The organism is Streptomyces sp. NPDC102259, from assembly GCF_044766465.1.
GTDB lineage: Bacteria > Actinomycetota > Actinomycetes > Streptomycetales > Streptomycetaceae > Streptomyces.
In genome coordinates this window covers 1-16,500 of record NZ_JBIWMA010000009.1, presented here as the reverse complement: position 1 = coordinate 16,500, position 16,500 = coordinate 1, and the positions used below count along the sequence as shown (strand labels likewise).

At 69.2% G+C, this 16,500-nt stretch carries 19 protein-coding genes and 4 tRNA genes; 8 read left to right on the top strand and 15 right to left on the bottom strand.

The annotated features are described in order from the left end of the window. Window positions 1–70: 70 nt before the first annotated feature. Window positions 71–143: transfer RNA gene (locus tag ACIRPU_RS21530), tRNA-Trp, on the bottom strand. A 216-nt stretch (window positions 144–359) separates the two neighbouring features. Here ACIRPU_RS21530 and ACIRPU_RS21525 point away from each other — a divergent pair. Together ACIRPU_RS21525 and ACIRPU_RS21520 are read left to right on the top strand one after the other, a co-directional pair. Beyond that, window positions 360–1,586, top strand: a complete 1,227-nt coding sequence (locus tag ACIRPU_RS21525; RefSeq protein ID WP_403869565.1) for a pyridoxal phosphate-dependent aminotransferase — start codon at window positions 360–362, stop codon at window positions 1,584–1,586. Between the two features lie 200 nt (window positions 1,587–1,786). Further along, the gene (locus ACIRPU_RS21520) at window positions 1,787–2,833 is read left to right on the top strand and encodes an adenosine deaminase (RefSeq protein WP_403869563.1); all 1,047 of its coding nucleotides are present in this window, start codon (window positions 1,787–1,789) and stop codon (window positions 2,831–2,833) included. Here ACIRPU_RS21520 and ACIRPU_RS21515 read toward each other — a convergent pair. The 8 genes from ACIRPU_RS21515 to ACIRPU_RS21480 form a co-directional block, all read right to left on the bottom strand. Next, on the bottom strand, window positions 2,830–3,885 hold the full coding sequence (locus ACIRPU_RS21515; RefSeq protein WP_403869560.1) for a UDP-N-acetylmuramate dehydrogenase: 1,056 nt from the start codon (window positions 3,883–3,885) through the stop codon (window positions 2,830–2,832). The two genes, ACIRPU_RS21520 and ACIRPU_RS21515, sit on opposite strands and share 4 nt — an antisense overlap. A gap of 166 nt (window positions 3,886–4,051) precedes the next feature. Continuing rightward, window positions 4,052–5,524: a DHA2 family efflux MFS transporter permease subunit gene (locus ACIRPU_RS21510; protein ID WP_403869557.1), complete on the bottom strand. Its 1,473-nt coding sequence runs from the start codon at window positions 5,522–5,524 to the stop codon at window positions 4,052–4,054. A gap of 134 nt (window positions 5,525–5,658) precedes the next feature. After that, window positions 5,659–6,228, bottom strand: coding sequence for a TetR/AcrR family transcriptional regulator (locus ACIRPU_RS21505; protein ID WP_403869555.1), 570 nt, complete (start codon window positions 6,226–6,228; stop codon window positions 5,659–5,661). 103 nt (window positions 6,229–6,331) lie between these two features. Further along, a complete protein-coding gene (locus tag ACIRPU_RS21500) occupies window positions 6,332–6,760 on the bottom strand; it encodes a MaoC family dehydratase (RefSeq protein WP_403869552.1) in 429 nt (142 codons plus the stop codon). A 7-nt stretch (window positions 6,761–6,767) separates the two neighbouring features. Then, a complete protein-coding gene (locus ACIRPU_RS21495; protein WP_403869549.1) occupies window positions 6,768–7,250 on the bottom strand; it encodes a MaoC family dehydratase N-terminal domain-containing protein in 483 nt (160 codons plus the stop codon). 134 nt (window positions 7,251–7,384) lie between these two features. Beyond that, entirely contained in the window at window positions 7,385–7,549 is a 165-nt protein-coding gene (rpmG, locus tag ACIRPU_RS21490) for a 50S ribosomal protein L33 (RefSeq protein WP_018834916.1), read from the bottom strand. A gap of 88 nt (window positions 7,550–7,637) precedes the next feature. Next, window positions 7,638–7,710, bottom strand: a tRNA-Met gene (locus ACIRPU_RS21485). A gap of 46 nt (window positions 7,711–7,756) precedes the next feature. Further along, a tRNA-Thr gene (locus ACIRPU_RS21480) sits at window positions 7,757–7,829 on the bottom strand. A 287-nt stretch (window positions 7,830–8,116) separates the two neighbouring features. Here ACIRPU_RS21480 and ACIRPU_RS21475 point away from each other — a divergent pair. Both ACIRPU_RS21475 and ACIRPU_RS21470 read left to right on the top strand, forming a co-directional pair. Next, window positions 8,117–9,385: a hydrolase gene (locus tag ACIRPU_RS21475; RefSeq protein WP_403869545.1), complete on the top strand. Its 1,269-nt coding sequence runs from the start codon at window positions 8,117–8,119 to the stop codon at window positions 9,383–9,385. A gap of 96 nt (window positions 9,386–9,481) precedes the next feature. After that, the gene (locus tag ACIRPU_RS21470; protein WP_403869542.1) at window positions 9,482–10,138 is read left to right on the top strand and encodes an SDR family oxidoreductase; all 657 of its coding nucleotides are present in this window, start codon (window positions 9,482–9,484) and stop codon (window positions 10,136–10,138) included. Between the two features lie 13 nt (window positions 10,139–10,151). On the opposite strand, the gene ACIRPU_RS21465 is transcribed toward ACIRPU_RS21470, so the two are convergent. After that, window positions 10,152–10,373 carry a hypothetical protein gene (locus ACIRPU_RS21465; protein WP_403869539.1) on the bottom strand — a complete coding sequence of 74 codons (222 nt, stop codon included), beginning with the start codon at window positions 10,371–10,373 and terminating at the stop codon, window positions 10,152–10,154. A gap of 98 nt (window positions 10,374–10,471) precedes the next feature. Here ACIRPU_RS21465 and ACIRPU_RS21460 point away from each other — a divergent pair, with 98 nt between their 5' ends. Continuing rightward, window positions 10,472–10,783, top strand: a complete 312-nt coding sequence (locus tag ACIRPU_RS21460) for a hypothetical protein (RefSeq protein ID WP_403869537.1) — start codon at window positions 10,472–10,474, stop codon at window positions 10,781–10,783. 89 nt (window positions 10,784–10,872) lie between these two features. On the opposite strand, the gene ACIRPU_RS21455 is transcribed toward ACIRPU_RS21460, so the two are convergent. Beyond that, a tRNA-Tyr gene (locus ACIRPU_RS21455) sits at window positions 10,873–10,954 on the bottom strand. Window positions 10,955–11,179: 225 nt separating this feature from the next. On the opposite strand from ACIRPU_RS21455, the gene ACIRPU_RS21450 reads away from it, so the two are divergent. Beyond that, window positions 11,180–11,668, top strand: a complete 489-nt coding sequence (locus tag ACIRPU_RS21450) for a YajQ family cyclic di-GMP-binding protein (RefSeq protein ID WP_355704917.1) — start codon at window positions 11,180–11,182, stop codon at window positions 11,666–11,668. A gap of 145 nt (window positions 11,669–11,813) precedes the next feature. Here the strand turns inward: ACIRPU_RS21450 and ACIRPU_RS21445 are convergent, their stop codons facing one another. Continuing rightward, complete coding sequence (locus tag ACIRPU_RS21445; RefSeq protein ID WP_020132690.1) at window positions 11,814–12,080, bottom strand: GlsB/YeaQ/YmgE family stress response membrane protein; 267 nt, start codon at window positions 12,078–12,080, stop codon at window positions 11,814–11,816. Window positions 12,081–12,265: 185 nt separating this feature from the next. On the opposite strand from ACIRPU_RS21445, the gene ACIRPU_RS21440 reads away from it, so the two are divergent. Beyond that, window positions 12,266–13,519, top strand: coding sequence for an APC family permease (locus ACIRPU_RS21440; protein WP_403869533.1), 1,254 nt, complete (start codon window positions 12,266–12,268; stop codon window positions 13,517–13,519). 67 nt (window positions 13,520–13,586) lie between these two features. Here the strand turns inward: ACIRPU_RS21440 and ACIRPU_RS21435 are convergent, their stop codons facing one another. Both ACIRPU_RS21435 and ACIRPU_RS21430 read right to left on the bottom strand, forming a co-directional pair. Continuing rightward, complete coding sequence (locus ACIRPU_RS21435; RefSeq protein ID WP_403869530.1) at window positions 13,587–14,159, bottom strand: SMI1/KNR4 family protein; 573 nt, start codon at window positions 14,157–14,159, stop codon at window positions 13,587–13,589. A gap of 151 nt (window positions 14,160–14,310) precedes the next feature. Further along, the gene (locus ACIRPU_RS21430; RefSeq protein ID WP_403869527.1) at window positions 14,311–14,610 is read right to left on the bottom strand and encodes a YccF domain-containing protein; all 300 of its coding nucleotides are present in this window, start codon (window positions 14,608–14,610) and stop codon (window positions 14,311–14,313) included. A 108-nt stretch (window positions 14,611–14,718) separates the two neighbouring features. Here ACIRPU_RS21430 and ACIRPU_RS21425 point away from each other — a divergent pair, with 108 nt between their 5' ends. Then, window positions 14,719–15,120: a YccF domain-containing protein gene (locus ACIRPU_RS21425; protein WP_403869524.1), complete on the top strand. Its 402-nt coding sequence runs from the start codon at window positions 14,719–14,721 to the stop codon at window positions 15,118–15,120. Between the two features lie 6 nt (window positions 15,121–15,126). Here ACIRPU_RS21425 and ACIRPU_RS21420 read toward each other — a convergent pair whose 3' ends face one another. Beyond that, window positions 15,127–16,044 (bottom strand): hypothetical protein, encoded by a 918-nt coding sequence (locus ACIRPU_RS21420; protein WP_403869521.1) that lies wholly within the window; start codon window positions 16,042–16,044, stop codon window positions 15,127–15,129. Window positions 16,045–16,500 lie beyond the last annotated feature (456 nt).

Sequence of the window (16,500 nt, the reverse complement as noted above, 5' to 3'; positions counted from 1 at the left end):
CTGAGCCGCACGGCGGTGCATTGCTGTACGTACATGCGCTGCGCACACGTCCTGATGAAGGAGTGTGTAGCAGGGCCGGAGGGACTTGAACCCCCAACCGCTGGTTTTGGAGACCAGTGCTCTACCAATTGAGCTACGACCCTTTGTGTGTTCCCCAACGTACCGCATCCGGCCGGGTGCTCGGTGTGCACCTGTTGGGGCGCGGCTGTCGAAGGCCAACGACGTGTGAGTGTACGTGGTCTTGAGCGCCTCGTCGAACGGAAAGCGGCCTTGATCGGAATCACTCTGATGTTCAGTCGGCTGACCAGTCCGTGAAACCCATGTGCCGGGCCGGTTTCCGGTCTGAAACCATAGGTGCCATGAGCGCTGCAATCCCTCCCACCGAGCGCCGGGTCTCCGCCCGCGTCGGCGCGATCTCCGAGTCCGCCACCCTTGCCGTGGACGCCAAGGCCAAGGCCCTGAAGGCCGCCGGGCGTCCGGTGATCGGCTTCGGCGCGGGTGAACCCGACTTCCCGACCCCGGACTATGTCGTCGAGGCGGCCGTCGAGGCCTGCAAGAACCCGAAGTACCACCGCTATACGCCGGCCGGTGGTCTCCCTGAGCTGAAGGCCGCGATCGCCGCGAAGACGCTGCGTGACTCGGGCTACGAGGTGGACGCCTCGCAGATCCTGATCACCAACGGCGGCAAGCAGGCGATCTACAACGCCTTCGCCGCGATCCTCGACCCGGGCGACGAGGTCATCGTGCCGGCGCCGTACTGGACGACGTACCCGGAGTCCATCCGGCTGGCCGGCGGCGTCCCGGTGGAGGTCGTGGCCGACGAGACGACCGGTTACCGGGTCTCGGTCGAGCAGCTGGAGGCGGCCCGCACGGAGAACACGAAGGTCGTGCTCTTCGTCTCCCCGTCCAACCCGACCGGCGCGGTCTACAACGCCGAGGACGCCGAGGCGATCGGCCGCTGGGCCGTCGAGCACGGCCTGTGGGTGATGACGGACGAGATCTACGAACACCTCGTCTACGGCGACGCGAAGTTCACCTCGCTGCCGGGGATCCTCCCCGAGCTGCGCGACAAGTGCATCGTGGTCAACGGCGTCGCGAAGACGTACGCGATGACCGGCTGGCGGGTGGGATGGATCATCGGCCCGAAGGATGTCGTCAAGGCCGCCACGAACCTCCAGTCGCACGCCACCTCGAACGTCTCCAACGTGGCGCAGATCGCCGCGCTGGCCGCCGTCTCCGGTGATCTGTCGGCCGTCGAGACGATGCGCGAGGCCTTCGACCGCCGCCGCAAGACCATCGTGCGGATGCTGAACGAGATCGACGGCGTCCTCTGCCCGGAGCCCGAGGGCGCGTTCTACGCGTACCCGTCCGTGAAGGCGCTGCTCGGCAAGGAGATCCGCGGCAGGCGTCCGCAGGACTCGGTCGAGCTGGCCGCGCTCATCCTGGAGGAGGCGGAGGTCGCGGTGGTCCCGGGTGAGGCCTTCGGCACCCCGGGCTATCTGCGGCTGTCGTACGCGCTGGGCGACGAGGACCTCGTCGAGGGCGTGAGCCGCATCCAGAAGCTGCTGGCGGAGGCCAGGGACTGACGTCCTCGTCCTCACGCGCGCGGGCCGTCTCCCCCAGGGGAGGCGGCCCGCTTCCTCATGTCCGCCTCTTCGCGTCCCCCATGCCCGCCTCTTCGCGTCCCCCTTTTCGTGCCCGCACTTTCTTCGAGTCTGAGTGCGAGCAAGACCACGATCGGGGAAAGCGCTACCGGGACGACCGGAAGGTACGGCAGGATCCTGGAATGGAGCGTGTACGTGATGTCTCTGAGCTGCCGAAAGCCCATCTGCACCTGCACTTCACCGGGTCGATGCGGGCCACCACCGTGCTGGAACTGGCCGACAAGTACGGCGTGCACCTGCCGGAGGCGCTGACCGAGGCGCTGACCAGCGGGGAGCCGCCGAAGCTGCGGGCCACGGACGAACGGGGCTGGTTCCGCTTCCAGCGCCTGTACGACGCGGCGCGGTCGTGCCTACGGGAGCCGGAGGACATCCAGCGGCTGGTGCGGGAGGCCGCCGAGGAGGACCTGAAGGACGGCTCGGGCTGGCTGGAGATCCAGGTGGACCCGACGTCGTACGCGCCCCGGCTGGGCGGGCTGATCCCGGCGCTGGAGGTCATCCTGGACGCGGTGGAGACGGCCTCGCGCGACACCGGGCTCGGCATGCGGGTACTGGTCGCGGCGAACCGGATGAAGCACCCGCTGGACGCCCGCACACTGGCCCGGCTGGCCGTGCGGTACGCCGACCGGGGAGTGGTCGGTTTCGGGCTGTCGAACGACGAACGCCGGGGCATGGCGAGGGACTTCGACCGGGCCTTCGCGATCGCGCGGGAGGGCGGGCTGCTGTCCGCCCCGCACGGCGGCGAGTTGACCGGCCCCTCGTCCGTCCGTGACTGCCTGGACGACCTGGACGCGAACCGGCTGGGGCACGGGGTGCGCGCGGCCGAGGACCCGCGGCTGATGAAGAGGCTCGCCGACCGGGGCGTGACCTGCGAGGTGTGCCCGGCGTCGAACGTGGCGCTGGGGGTGTACGAGAAGCCGGAGGACGTGCCGCTGCGGACGCTCTTCGAGGCCGGGGTGCCGATGGCCCTGGGCGCCGACGACCCGCTGCTGTTCGGCTCCCGTCTGGCGGCCCAGTACGACATCGCCCGCCGCCACCACGCCTTCACGGACGAGGAGTTGGCGGAACTGGCCCGGCAGTCGGTACGGGGATCCGCGGCACCGGAGGACGTCAGGGCGAAGCTACTGGCGGGCATCGACGACTGGCTGGCGTACGAGCCCTGGGCCGGCTAGAGCCCGGCGCCCACCATCACGGGCTCGTTGACCAGCGTGACCCCGAAGGCCTCGCGTACCCCGGCCACGACCTCGCGGGCCAGCGCCAGCAGGTCCTCCGTGGTGGCCGCGCCGCGGTTGGTGAGGGCGAGGGTGTGCTTGGTGGAGATACGGGCGGGCCCACTGCCGTACCCCTTGGTGAAGCCCGCCTTGTCGATCAGCCAGGCCGCGGAGGTCTTGATGTGCCCCTCCCCCGCCGGGTAGGCGGGCGGCTCCGCGCCGTCGCCCAGCCGCTCCTTCACGCGCGCGTGGAACACGGCGTAGTCGGCGTCGGTGAGGATCGGGTTGGTGAAGAAGGAGCCGGCCGACCAGGTGTCGTGGTCCTCGGGGTCGAGGACCATGCCCTTCCCGGCGCGCAGCTTCAGCACGGTCTCGCGGGCCTCGGCGAGCGGCACCCGGTCCCCGGGCCCGACGCCCAGCGCGCGTGCCGTCTCGGCGTACTTCAGGGGCGCCGACAGTCCGCCCGCGTCCTCGAGTTCGAAGCGGACGCGCAGGACGACATAGCGCTCGGGGTCGGCCTTGAAGCGGCTGTGCCGGTAGGAGAAGGCGCACTCCTCGTTGGTGAGCGCGACCGTCTCGCCCGCCCGGCGGTCGTAGGCGATCACCTCGGTGATCGTCGTGGAGACCTCCTGGCCGTACGCCCCGACGTTCTGGATCGGCGTCGCGCCGGCCGAGCCGGGGATGCCGGCCAGGCACTCGACGCCGGCCAGCCCGGCCTCCACCGTGCGGGCGACGGCGTCGGTCCAGATCTCGCCCGCGGCCAGCTCCAGGCGTGTCCCGACGAGTTCGCAGCCGCGCGTGGCGATCCGCAGGGCGGTGCCCTCGAAGCCCTTGTCGCCGATGACGAGGTTCGAGCCACCGCCGACGATCAGCAGCGGCGTACCGTCGGCGTCGGCCTGGCGCACGGCGGCGACCACCTCGGCGTCGGTCGTCGCGGTCACCAGCCTGGTGGCGGGACCGCCCAGCCGGAAGGTGGTCAGCGGGGCGAGCGGGGCATCGTGGAGTTCCTGCACGCGCCCAAGCCTACGAGACACCACCGACAGCCCCGCCCTCCCCCGGCTCCGACCGCCCGATCCCCCGCCCACCCGACCCGGCACGCGCGCGTACGGCCCCACCGAGGTGGACGGGACCGTACGCGCGCGTGCCGGACGAATCCGGGCACCTCATGTGCCGTGTGCCTCAGCGGGCGGCGGGCTCCAGCACGGGCGCCGCCTCGGAGTCCGCCTTGGAGGCCGTCTCAGGCTCCGCCTCGGAGTCCGACGTCGCGAGGTCCGCTCCCCGCCGGGCCGGTATCAGCAGGGCGGCGATCCCGGCGAGGGCCACCACGGCCGAGCCCGTGACCAGCGCGGGTCGCAGTCCGTCGACGAAGGCCGGGCCGGACTCGTAGCCGCCCTGCGCCGAGAAGATCGACGCCATGATCGCGATACCGAGGGCCCCGCCGACCTCCCGCAGCGCGTTGTTGGCGCCGGAGGCGATCCCCTGTTCCTGCGGTCGGACGCTGGACATCACCAGGTTGGAGGCCGGGGCGAAGAACAGCGCCATGCCGATGCCGCTGACGATCAGGCCGGGCAGCTGGACGGCGTAGGAGGCGTCGACGGTCGCCACGGCGGCCATCCAGCCGAGTCCGGCGGCCTGGAGGAAGAGCCCGGTGGCGACGACCGGCCGGCCTCCGACACGGTCGGAGAGGATGCCGGCGATCGGCGCGACGAGCATCGGCATACCGGTCCAGGGCAGCATCCGCAGGCCCGCCTCGGTGGGCGAGTAGCCGAGGACGCCCTGCATGTACTGGCTGAGCAGGAAGATCGAGCCGAACATCCCGAGGAACATCAGCAGGCTCGCCGCGTTGATCCCCGCGAAGGCGCGGGACCGGAAGAGGCGCATCGGCAGCATGGGGTTCTTGGCCCGCAGCCCGTGCAGGACGAACCCGACGAGCAGGACGGCGCCCGCGAACAGACCGGTCAGCACGAGCGGGCTGGTCCAGCCGTCGGCCGGCCCGCGCACCAGGCCGTAGACGACCCCGAAGAGGCCACCGCTGGCGAGCAGGGTGCCGGGGAAGTCGAGCGGGGCACCGGTGCCGTGGGACTCGGCGAGACGCAGCCGGGCGAGCGGCAGCAGGGCGAGACCCAGCGGAACGTTCAGCCAGAAGATCCAGTGCCAGGACACGTGTTCGGTGAGGCTGCCTCCGATGAGCGGCCCGGAGGCGACCGCGAGCCCGTTGACGGCTCCCCAGATGCCGTAGGCCATCCCGCGCTTCGCGGCGGGCACGGCGGCTGTGAGCAGGGTGAGCGTCAGCGGCATCATGACGGCGGCGCCGACGCCCTGGACCGCGCGGGCGGCGATGAGGGAGCCGATGCCGGGCGCCATGGCCGCGGCGGCGGAGGCGGCGGTGAAGACGGTGAGCCCGGCGATGAACATCCGCCGACGGCCGAACCGGTCGCCGAGCGCCGCGCCGAACATGAGCAGCACGGCGAAGGTGAGCGTGTAGGCGCTCACGGTCCATTCGAGGTCGCCCAGCCCGCCGCCGAGATCCTTGCGGATGGACGGCAGGGCGGTGGTGACGACGAGGTTGTCGAGGGCCGCCATGAATCCGGCGACGCTGGTGATGACGAGGGCCCAGACGGCTCCCCCGCGACGTGCTGTCTGCTGTGACATCGCTCCCCCAGCGGGTGATCTGACTTCAATTAGTAATTGATGACTAACTTTTGCGCACATAAAAATGGCGTCCACCGAAAGCACACCAGAAGCATCTGCCGGAGGCGACGGTGCGCCGAACCGCCTCGCCCGCGCTACTTCTCCAGTCGGCCCTTGAAGCGAGCCGACGGATACAGCCCCTCCCAGACCCGGTGCTCGGGCGGGAACCCCATGGCCACCAGGCAGTTGATGAGCATGCCGTACGCCATGAAGGTCGTCGTCTCGTTCACGTCGGCACCGAGCGGCAGATGGACGGTGTCCCAGAGCCGCATCCACCCGGCCCGCACGGCCTCGCCGAACGCCCGGTCTCCCTCCGCCTCCGCGGCGGCCACCGCGACGTACATCTGCATCTGCATCATCAGCCGTTCGGGCTGCTCCGCGATGACCTTGACGTACGCGTTCGCCATGGCGTGCAGGGCCTCTTCGCCCTCCAGCCCCTCGGCGGCCTCCTCGAACATACGGATGGTGTCGTCCATGCAGCGCTCGGCCGCCGCGAGGAAGATCGCTTTCTTGCCCGGGAAGAGTCGGAAGAGATACGGCTGCGAGACACCCACCCGCTTGGCGATCACCTCGGTGGAGGTGCCGTGATAGCCGCCACGGGCGAACTCGCTCTCCGCCGCGCGGATGACGCTCTCGCGCCTCTCGTCTGCGCTCATCCTGACCATGCGACCAAGTTAGTACTTAATCACTAACTACGTCAAGGTGCGGCAACGCGTAAGGGACGCCTCCCCATGGAGAGCGCCCCTTACTTCGTCTGCCGCTTCGCGATCAGGCCAGCCGTACGACCGCCCGGGACATCCCGAGGACCTTCAGCCCACCACTCGTCACGGTCAGGTCGACCCGCACAGTGTTGTCGCCGAGCTTGGCAGCCACCTTGCCGGTGACCTCGATCACGGCGCCCCGGTCGTCGTTCGGGACGACGACCGGCTTGGTGAAGCGGACGCCGTAGTCGACGACCGCGCCCGGGTCGCCGGTCCAGTCGGTGACGACGCGGATCGCCTCGGCCATGGTGAACATGCCGTGCGCGATGACGTCCGGCAGACCCACCTCCTGGGCGAACTTCTCGTTCCAGTGGATGGGGTTGAAGTCCCCGGAGGCGCCCGCGTACTGCACCAGCGTGGCGCGGTTCACAGGGAAGGACTGGGCCGGCAGTTCGGTGCCGACCTCCACGTCGTCGTAAGCGATCTTCGCCGTCATCGGTTCCTCACGCCTTCCCGTCCGTGGCGTCCACGGATTCCGCCGGCTCCGCCGCGCGGGCGACGAGCTTGGTCCAGGCGGTCACGACGTGCTCGCCGCTCTCGTCGTGGACCTCGCCACGGATGTCCAGGATGTCGTTGCCCGCCATGGACTTGACCGCCTCGATGGTCGAGGTGACCGTGAGCCGGTCGCCGGCCCGCACCGGGCGCCGGTAGGCGAACTTCTGGTCGCCGTGCACCACTCGGCTGTAGTCGAGGCCCAGCTGAGGGTCCTGGACGACCTGTCCCGCCGCCTTGAAGGTGATCGAGAACACGAAGGTCGGCGGCGCGATCACATCGGCGTACCCGAGCGCCTTGGCGGCGTCCGGGTCGGTGTACGCCGGGTTGGCGTCGCCCACGGCCTCGGCGAACTCGCGGATCTTCTCCCGACCGACCTCATAGGGATCGGTGGGCGGGTAGACCCGCCCGACGAAGGACTGGTCGAGCGCCATGGCCTCGGCACCTCCTGGTTGCTCTGCTGCTTGTCACTGTGCCGCTCAGCGTTGCTCTACTGACCGGTACAGGTCGTTCAACGACACGAGGCCGCCCCCGATCACTCGGGGACGGCCTCGCATACGAGCCTGATTTATCGCGTTTCGCGGTGCGCGGTGTGCGCGTTGCAACGCGGGCAGTGCTTCTTCATCTCCATTCGATCCGGGTTGTTACGCCGGTTCTTCTTGGTGATGTAGTTCCGCTCCTTGCACTCCACGCAGGCCAGCGTGATCTTCGGGCGGACGTCGGTGGCAGCCACAGGAGTGCTCCTTGACGAACGGATGGGACGTATTACGCATGAAAGAGTAGCCGATCGAAGGACCGACCCCGCAATCGGCTACTGTCAGTAGCGGTGACCGGACTTGAACCGGTGACACAGCGATTATGAGCCGCTTGCTCTACCGACTGAGCTACACCGCTTTGATGGGATCAGGTCCCGCCTTGCGACGGGAACCTCACCCACCAGAGCCCCAATACGGAATCGAACCGTAGACCTTCTCCTTACCATGGAGACGCTCTACCGACTGAGCTATTGGGGCGAGCGATGAAGACATTACACGGTCCGCAGCCCTTCACCCAAATCCGTTTCGCGAGGCCTCCCGGGACCGCCCGAGGGCCCATTTCCCAAGGTCCCAGCAGCCTCCCGAGCCCCTCGCGCACACCGGACCACACCGGTACGACTATTGCGCTCCTCCCCGCTCGCGCCGAAACGCCGTCCTAGGCTCGACGCACTCTGCGTGATCTTGCGTCCCGCGACCGCGTGTCCCCCGCGTCACCCGCGTCATCCGCGTCCCCGCGCAGTCCCGAGCCGAGCCCCTGGAGCGCGATGCCCGACAGCCAGCCGCAGCCGCCCCCTTGGCCGTCGTCCTCGTCCGGCGCCTCGGGAGGTTCGCCGGACCCGGCCGCCCTCCTGCTCTGCGGGGCGCGCCTGACGGACGGCCGGACCGTGGACGTACGGCTGGGCCGCGGGCGCATCGAGGCGGTCGGCACGGCGGGCAGCCTGACGACCGGCCCCGCCCGCGGCGGCACGCGCGTGGACCTCTGCGGCTACCTCCTGCTCCCCGCCCCCGCCGAGCCGCACGCGCACGCCGACACCGCGCTCACGGCCGACGCCGACGGCCCGGTCTCGTACGCCCCCGAGGACGTCCAGCGCCGTGCCACGGAAGCCGCGCTGCTGCAACTGGGCCACGGCGCGACGGCGCTGCGCGCCCACGTGCACGTGGGCGACGTCCAGGGCCTCGGCGCGCTGGCCGCCGTCCTGCAGGCCCGGCGTTCGCTGCGCGGGCTGGCCGAACTGACGGCGGTGGCGATGCCCCGGGTACTGACCGGGGCGGCCGGGGCGGACGGGCTCGCGATGCTGCGGGACGCCGTGAAGATGGGCGCCTCGGCGGTGGGCGGCTGCCCGGACCTGGACCCCGACCCGACGGGCTACGTGGAGACCGTCCTGGAGGTCGCCTCCGAACACGGCTGCCCCGTCGACCTGCACACCGACGCCGCCGACCCGGCCCGCCTCGCCCGCCTCGCCGCGATGGCCGGCGGCCTGCGCCCCGGCGTCACCCTGAGCCCCTGCGGCGGCCTCGACGATCTCCCCGCCGAAGCGGCCACCCGCACCGCCGACCAACTCGCCGCCTCCGGCGTGACGGTGATCTGCCTCCCCCAGGGCGGCTGCGGCACCGTCGACCACCGGGACGCGGCGCCCGTACGGCTGTTGCGCGCGGCGGGCGTACGGGTCGCGGCGGGCAGCGGGGCGTTGCGGGACGTCTCCAACCCGGTCGGCCGCGGCGACCCCCTGGAGGCGGCCTACCTGCTCGCCTCCCGCCACGGTCTGCGTGCCGAGGACGCCTACGACGCCGTGAGCACGTCCGCGCGGGCCGCGCTGGGCCTCCCCGAGGTCCGGGTGGAGGCGGGCTTCCCGGCCGACCTCCTGGCCGTCCGCGGGGACCGACTGGCGGGCGCCCTGTCCCTGGCGTACAGCAGGATCGTGATCCACCAGGGCCGCGTGGTGGCCCGCACGAGCGCGGTCCGCGAATACCGCGGCTCGACGGCCGCCCCGGAGTGGGGCCTGCCGAGGCAGGGACGAGGCGGACTGTCGTAGGACATCGGGGACGGTACGGGGAGTTGGGTGGAGCCGGGCCGGGTCCCGGGTGAAGTCATGCGGCGGATGCGGTTGTCCGGGCGTACGGTCGGAAGCATGCGCATTGTCATCGCTGGTGGTCATGGTCAGATCGCGCTGCGGCTGGAGCGCCTGCTCGCCGCGCGCGGGAACGAGGTCGCGGGGATCATCCGCAAGCCCGAACAGGGCGACGACCTGCGGGCGGCCGGCGCCGAACCGGTCGTCCTGGACCTCGAGTCGGCGTCCGTCGAGGCGGTCGCGGAGCGGCTGCGCGGCGCGGACGCGGCGGTGTTCGCGGCGGGTGCCGGCCCGGGCAGCGGGGTGGGCCGCAAGAACACCGTGGACAAGGGAGCGGCGGTCCTGTTCGCGGACGCGGCGGTCCGGGCGGGCGTACGGCGCTTCGTGGTCGTGTCGTCCATGGGCGCGGACCCCGGACATCAGGGCGACGAGATCTTCGACGTCTATCTGCGCGCCAAGGGCGAGGCGGACGCGTACGTGCAGAGCCTGGACTCCCTCGACTGGACGATCCTGCGCCCCGGCGCGCTGACGGACGACCCCGGCACCGGTCTGGTCCGTCTGGAGGCCCGTACGGGCCGCGGCTCCGTCCCGCGCGACGACGTGGCCGCCGTGCTGGCCGAGCTGGTGGACACCCCGGCGACGTCAGGTCTCACCCTGGAGCTCATCAGCGGGTCGGCGCCGGTAGCGGTGGCGGTCAAGGCGGTGGCGGGGAACTGAGGAACCCCACCCGCTAGAAGAGGGGCAGCTGCCCCGGAAACTCCGGAACCACATACCCGTCCAACGACGGCTGGGCCGCGCCCAGTTGTGCCGCACTGCGCGAGCCGGGGCAGGAGACGAGATCCCCGGTTCCGCGCGCACCCGGCGGGTCGTGCCGGGCGAACCGTCCGGCGACGACGGCGATCTCGCGACGGCATACGGGGCAGGTTCTACGACGGCTGGACGCGCTGGACATGTGGTCAGTCTGCCCCAGTGGGCCACGCGGGTATCCCACGGCGGGACGCGCCCCGCTCGCCGCGCGGAAGTGCGATCACCTTCGTAGCATCCGTACACGTGGCACATACCTTCGAGGAACTCGTGGAGAAGCAACGCGCGGCCGACGAGGCACACGCGAGGGTCGAAGCGCTGCGGGACACGTACGGCGCACCCACGGCCACCCCCTGGCCGGAGATCCAGACCGACACCTACGAAACCGCCTGGCGCGCCTGGCGCGACCTCGCCCGCGACGTACAGGCCGCGGTGACCGAACACGCCAAGGACGAGAACAGGCCACGCAACGACATCGAGGCAGAGGTGAAAAGAGCGGCGAAGACCCCCTCGCCGGAAACCTCCGAACCCCCGGAAGACTCCGCCGAAGGAAGGTGAGGCACGCCGCGGTCCAAGGTTCTCCCCGCACACGAAAAAACCCCTCCGCCCTGCGTTTCCGCAGTTCGGAGGGGTTCCTTCTCTCAGCGTGGCGGCGCCAGGGTTCGAACCTGGGTAGGCTGAGCCGGCAGATTTACAGTCTGCTCCCTTTGGCCGCTCGGGCACACCGCCGGGCTTGCTGCCTGTTCGAACCGCTTTTCGGCGGCGCTCCCTGGCAACGACGTAAACGATACCCGATGCCCAGGGGTGCTTCGCCACCTGATTCCTCGCCTACCGGAGGGAGCGGGGTGACTAGGCTTGTGCGGATGCGGCCCGGGATCACGCCGGGCTCGGCGGTCGCCCCCACGCACGCCGATACGCACTTGCCACGCACCCCGATACAAGGAGCCACAGGACATGGCCGACTCCAGTTTCGACATCGTCTCGAAGGTCGAGCGGCAGGAGGTCGACAACGCCCTCAACCAGGCCGCCAAGGAGATCTCGCAGCGCTACGACTTCAAGGGCGTCGGCGCCTCGATCTCGTGGTCCGGTGACAAGATCCTGATGGAGGCGAACTCCGAGGACCGTGTGAACGCCGTCCTCGACGTCTTCCAGTCCAAGCTGATCAAGCGCGGGATCTCCCTCAAGGCGCTGGAGGCGGGCGAGCCCCAGCTCTCCGGCAAGGAGTACAAGCTCTTCGCGGAGATCAAGGAGGGCATCTCCCAGGACAACGCGAAGAAGGTCGCGAAGCTCATCCGCGACGAGGGCCCCAAGGGCGTGAAGGCCCAGGTGCAGGGCGAGGAACTGCGTGTCAGCTCCAAGAGCCGTGACGACCTCCAGACCGTCATCACGCTGCTCAAGGGCCAGGACTTCGACTTCGCTCTTCAGTTCGTGAACTACCGGTAGTCGACCGAAGGACCGGGCGGACGACCGGGCGGACGCGGACGACCGACCGGACGGCCGGCGGACGGACTCGAGCCGGACGGCCACGAGCAAGGGTGGGCCCCTGTCGGGTGCCCACCCCTTCTCGTCTGGCCCGCCGCAGGGGCGCTCAGTCGCGCGAGTTGCCGAACAGCAGGCGATAGACGATCAGCAGCACCAGCGAACCGCCGATCGCCGCGGCCCAGGTCGCGCCGTCGTAGAAGTCCTTGGTGATGGGGTGGTCCAGCCAGCGGGCCGATATCCAGCCGCCGATGAACGCGCCCGCGACGCCGATGAGGGTCGTGCCGATGAAGCCGCCCGGGTCGCGACCCGGCAGCAGGACCTTGGCAATGACTCCGGCCAACAACCCCAGGATGATCCAGCTGATGATGCTCATGCCCTGAACCTGCCCTTCCGTGCTGTGCCCGCGCTGTCCGGGCACTGTGATGTCGCTCGCTCCGGACGGGCTGTGCTCGTTTCCGTCGCGCCCCGCGTCCTACGTCGCACGCGGTTCGGGTCGTGTTGATGAGAACGACGTCCCGACGGCACCCGGTGGTTCCGTCGCTCAGTAGGCTGCGGCCCATGACACAGTCCGGACCACGCGCCGAGCTGCGGCGAACGCTGGGCGTCGGCGACGCCGTGGTCATCGGGCTCGGCTCGATGATCGGTGCCGGCGTCTTCGCCGCGCTCGCTCCCGCCGCGCAGGCCGCGGGCTCCGGGCTGCTGCTCGGACTCGCGCTCGCCGCACTGGTCGCCTACTGCAACGCCATGGCGTCGGCGCGACTCGCCGCCCTGTATCCGGCCTCGGGCGGCACGTACGTGTACGGGCGCGAGCGGCTCGGCGCGTTCTGGGGGTATCTGGCGGGCTGGTCGTTCGTGGTCGGGAAGACGGCCTCCTGTGCGGCGATGGCTCTGACGGTCGGGGCGTACGTCTGGCCGGAGCAGGCGCACGCGATGGCGGTCGCGGCCGTGGTGGCCCTGACCGCGGTGAACTACGGCGGCGTCCAGAAGTCGGCCCTGCTGACGCGGGCGATCGTGGCGGTGGTCCTGGCGGTCCTCGCTTCCGTGGTGGTCGTGTGCCTGGGGTCCGGCGCGTCCGACGACGGGCGGCTGGACGTCGGGGTCTCCGGGGGCGTCGGCGGAGTGCTGACGGCCGCCGGTCTGCTGTTCTTCGCCTTCGCCGGGTACGCGCGCATCGCGACCCTGGGCGAGGAGGTGCGTGACCCGGCGCGCACCATCCCCCGCGCGATCCCCCTGGCCCTGGGGATCGCTCTGGTCGTGTACGCGTGTGTGGCGGTCGCCGTCCTTTCCGTGCTGGGGTCGGGCGATCTCGGACGGGCGGCGGCTCCGTTGGCCGACGCGGTGCGGGCGGCGGGGGTGCCCGGGCTGGTGCCGGTGGTACGGATCGGGGCCGCCGTGGCGGCGCTGGGCTCGCTCCTCGCCCTCGTCCTGGGCGTCTCACGTACGACCTTGGCCATGGCCCGGGACCGGCATCTGCCGGGCGCCCTGGCCGCCGTACATCCACGCTTCCAGGTACCGCACCGGGCCGAGCTCACCGTGGGCGCGGTGGTCGCGGTCCTGGCCGCCACGGTGGACGTCCGCGGCGCGATCGGGTTCTCCTCCTTCGGTGTGTTGACGTACTACGCGGTGGCCAACGCGTCGGCCTGGACGCTCGATCCGGCCTCGGCGAAGCGGGTGCTGCCCGCGGTGGGGCTCCTGGGCTGCGTGGTCCTCGCGTTCGCACTGCCGAGGACCTCGGTGGTCGTGGGGGCGGGGGTGCTGGCGGTGGGCGTGCTCGCTTACGGGGTACGGCGGCGCCGGGCGGGCGCGCGCTAGCCGTACCGGGGCCGCTACGGAGCCGGCGCGGCGGCGCCCCGGGCGACGGGTGCGTGTCAGCAGGCCGCTACGACCTCGTCGCCCCGGACGCCGCCGTGCGTATGCGGAACTCGGTCCAGGGGGTCGGTTCCAGGGCGTCGTCCAGGGTGTCGTACCAGCCCGTGCCGTCGACCCAGGCGTGCAGCCAGGCGGTGAGGCTGGGGGCGTCGACGAACCAGGCGTGGTCGGGGTCGCCGGGGTTCGGTTCGAAGAGCAGGACCGTCGCCTGCGGGGAACGACAGTCCACGCATGCGTACATCGCGCAGCCCCAGTGGGATATCGGCAGGACGCCCTCGGGCCAGGGCCAGTCGGGGTCTTCGCGACCGCTTTCGCGATAGGCGAGGTACTGGGTGACGGCGGCGGGTTCACCGGCCGGAGAGCTGTCGAGCAGGGGCAGCAGGCCGTACTCCGGGCCGAATCCGCCGTCCCCTATACGCAGGTAGAGGTCGGCGAGCAGTGGTGGCAGGCGGAAGCCGAGGGCGGCCTCGGCGCGGGCCACGATGGCCGCGTCCACGGGGTCGGGGAGCGAAGGCCAACCCCAGGGGCGGGTGGTGGCCGCCTTGGCCGCCACCCCTGCCCACAACTGCTCGTTCTCGGTCATGCGTTCATGATGCGCGCCGCCACTGACAACCGGGCCGGCCTGTGGACAACCCCCCGCCTGTGGACAACCGAGGGGCGGCGGTCTGCCGTCCGGCGGCGGTCTGCTGGGTCACTGACGGGTTGTGGGCGACGGGCGGATCGGGCCCGGCCCGTCAGCGCGCCGCGAAGGGCTGGTCCGTGGGCACGATTTCGCGGCCCAGCGGGAACAGCGAGACCGGAATCAGTTTGAAGTTCGCGATGCCGAACGGGATGCCGATGATGGTCAGGCAGAGAAGGAGGCCGGTGACGATGTGCCCGATGGCCAGCCACCAACCGGCGAGGACCAGCCAGAGCACGTTGCCGAGGCAGGAGGGCGCGCCCGCGTCACGACGCTCGATCGTCGTGTAGCCGAAGGGCCAGAGGGCGTAGACGCCGATGCGGAAGGCAGCGATGCCGAACGGGATCGTCCCCAAGGGTTCTCGATCACGCTACAAGGGCGCTGCGGTTCCGCCTGAACGCCTGACCGGCTGATACTGGTGAGAGCAGGCATGCCAATGGACCGACCTGGAGAGGTACCGACCATGAAGCTCTTCAACCTGCTGTTGAACATCATCTGGCTCGTGTTCTGTGGAATCTGGATGGCGATCGGCTACCTGATCGCGGCGCTGATCTGCTTCGTCTTGATCATCACCATCCCCTTTGGCATCGCGTCCCTACGCATCGCCGGCTTCGTCATCTGGCCGTTCGGCCGCACCACTGTGGATCGGCGGGACGCTGGAGCGGGATCGTTCATCGGGAACGTGATCTGGGTGATCTTCGCGGGGTGGTGGCTGGCCTTGGCTCACCTGGTCACGAGCATTCCGCTGTTCCTGTCGATCATCGGGATCCCGTTCGGTTGGGCCAACCTGAAGCTGATCCCGATCTCGCTCATGCCGCTGGGGCGTGAGGTCGTATCGACAGACCGTGGATTTGGCGAACGCTGAGGATCACTACATTACCCGCGTCACGCCAACTTCATCCTCATACAGATCAGGCGCGAATTGATTATATACATCACGGCTTCGCCTTCTCCTTACCAGGACGAACCCTTCCCAGGCTTCCGAGAATCCACCGATCCGAGACTCGAAGATTGCCAGAGAGCAGTAGGCGGCCTCGAAGGCTGACGCAAGAGATTCGAAACTTTGCGCGTTGCGTGTCGACTCTTCTGGAAAATCTTGCCCCTCAGAGCGCCTGCCCCAGTCAGCAGAACCAAATCGGGAGAAGAAAGATCGCCGACCTGCTGCTTCGGGCGTCGGCAAAGGAAAGGACGACTCCGCAAGCTCGCGGCAAATTTTCGCGGCGGCCAGGGCCATCAATCGGCAACATAGCCGTTCATTTCGATGCGGAGCTTCCTTGACGGGGGCTACTGCGGCCCTCGAATAGCTGATTGCCACAGCCTGCCCAATTGCTTGAACCACGGCGCCCAAGTCGGAACGCAACTCCCTGGTCAACGCAGGCTCTGGGCCGAACGCGAAGGTTAGAACCTCCTGCCACGCAGATTCTACGTGCCTCCGAAGCGCCCCAAGATCTAGAACGCGGACGAATTGCCAAGCTTCCAGAAGATTGTGATTTTCTCTGGAACTACGATCCCATACAGCCGACAATCGCTCCTTAGTCAACTGATGTGCTATATCAAGACCTGCATCATCAGCAATGCATTCCCTCTGCTCATCGTTCGCCACAAACTCTACAGCCTGACAATCGCGCAAGATTTGATCCACCAGGATCTGTAGATTCGGCTCAAAGCCATCAATCTCCAAGAACTTGACGCTTATCGTCTCGCGATCCAGCACTGCCAGAGCCCCCAAGCCATCCAATTTCAGTCGACTCAGTACCTCAGGGTCCTTGGCTTGCTCACTTTCAAGCAAATCGTAGCTCCATTGATCGTCATAGAGTCTCTCAACCCAACGACAGAATCCCCGCGCCACCTCTGGCCGTATTCCAGCTACCGGGCGACTCTCACACCCTTGAGGATAGACTCCCTCGACCCAATGGTCCGGAATAACGGACTCCGCAACTTCTCCTTCGTCAATGTAAAGCTGATACTCCAGACACGTGATCGGCGTTACGCAGACATACTCGTCCTCGCCGAATCGCAGAAATCCCCTTCCTCGCTGGAATATCCTGATCCCTCCGGCCGCTCTCCTCGTGTTTACCCGCTCACGCAGAGACCCACTAAGGAATTCGTCCAGCGCGTGACGGGCCCTAAGGCTGACTTCCTTACTATGCGGGAGTGTAAATCTAACGGCGGATCCGACGATCATGGGAGAGACGTCAAGTGACTGACACCGCCGTGGAGTTGGAGACCGTGGAACCTGTCGAGA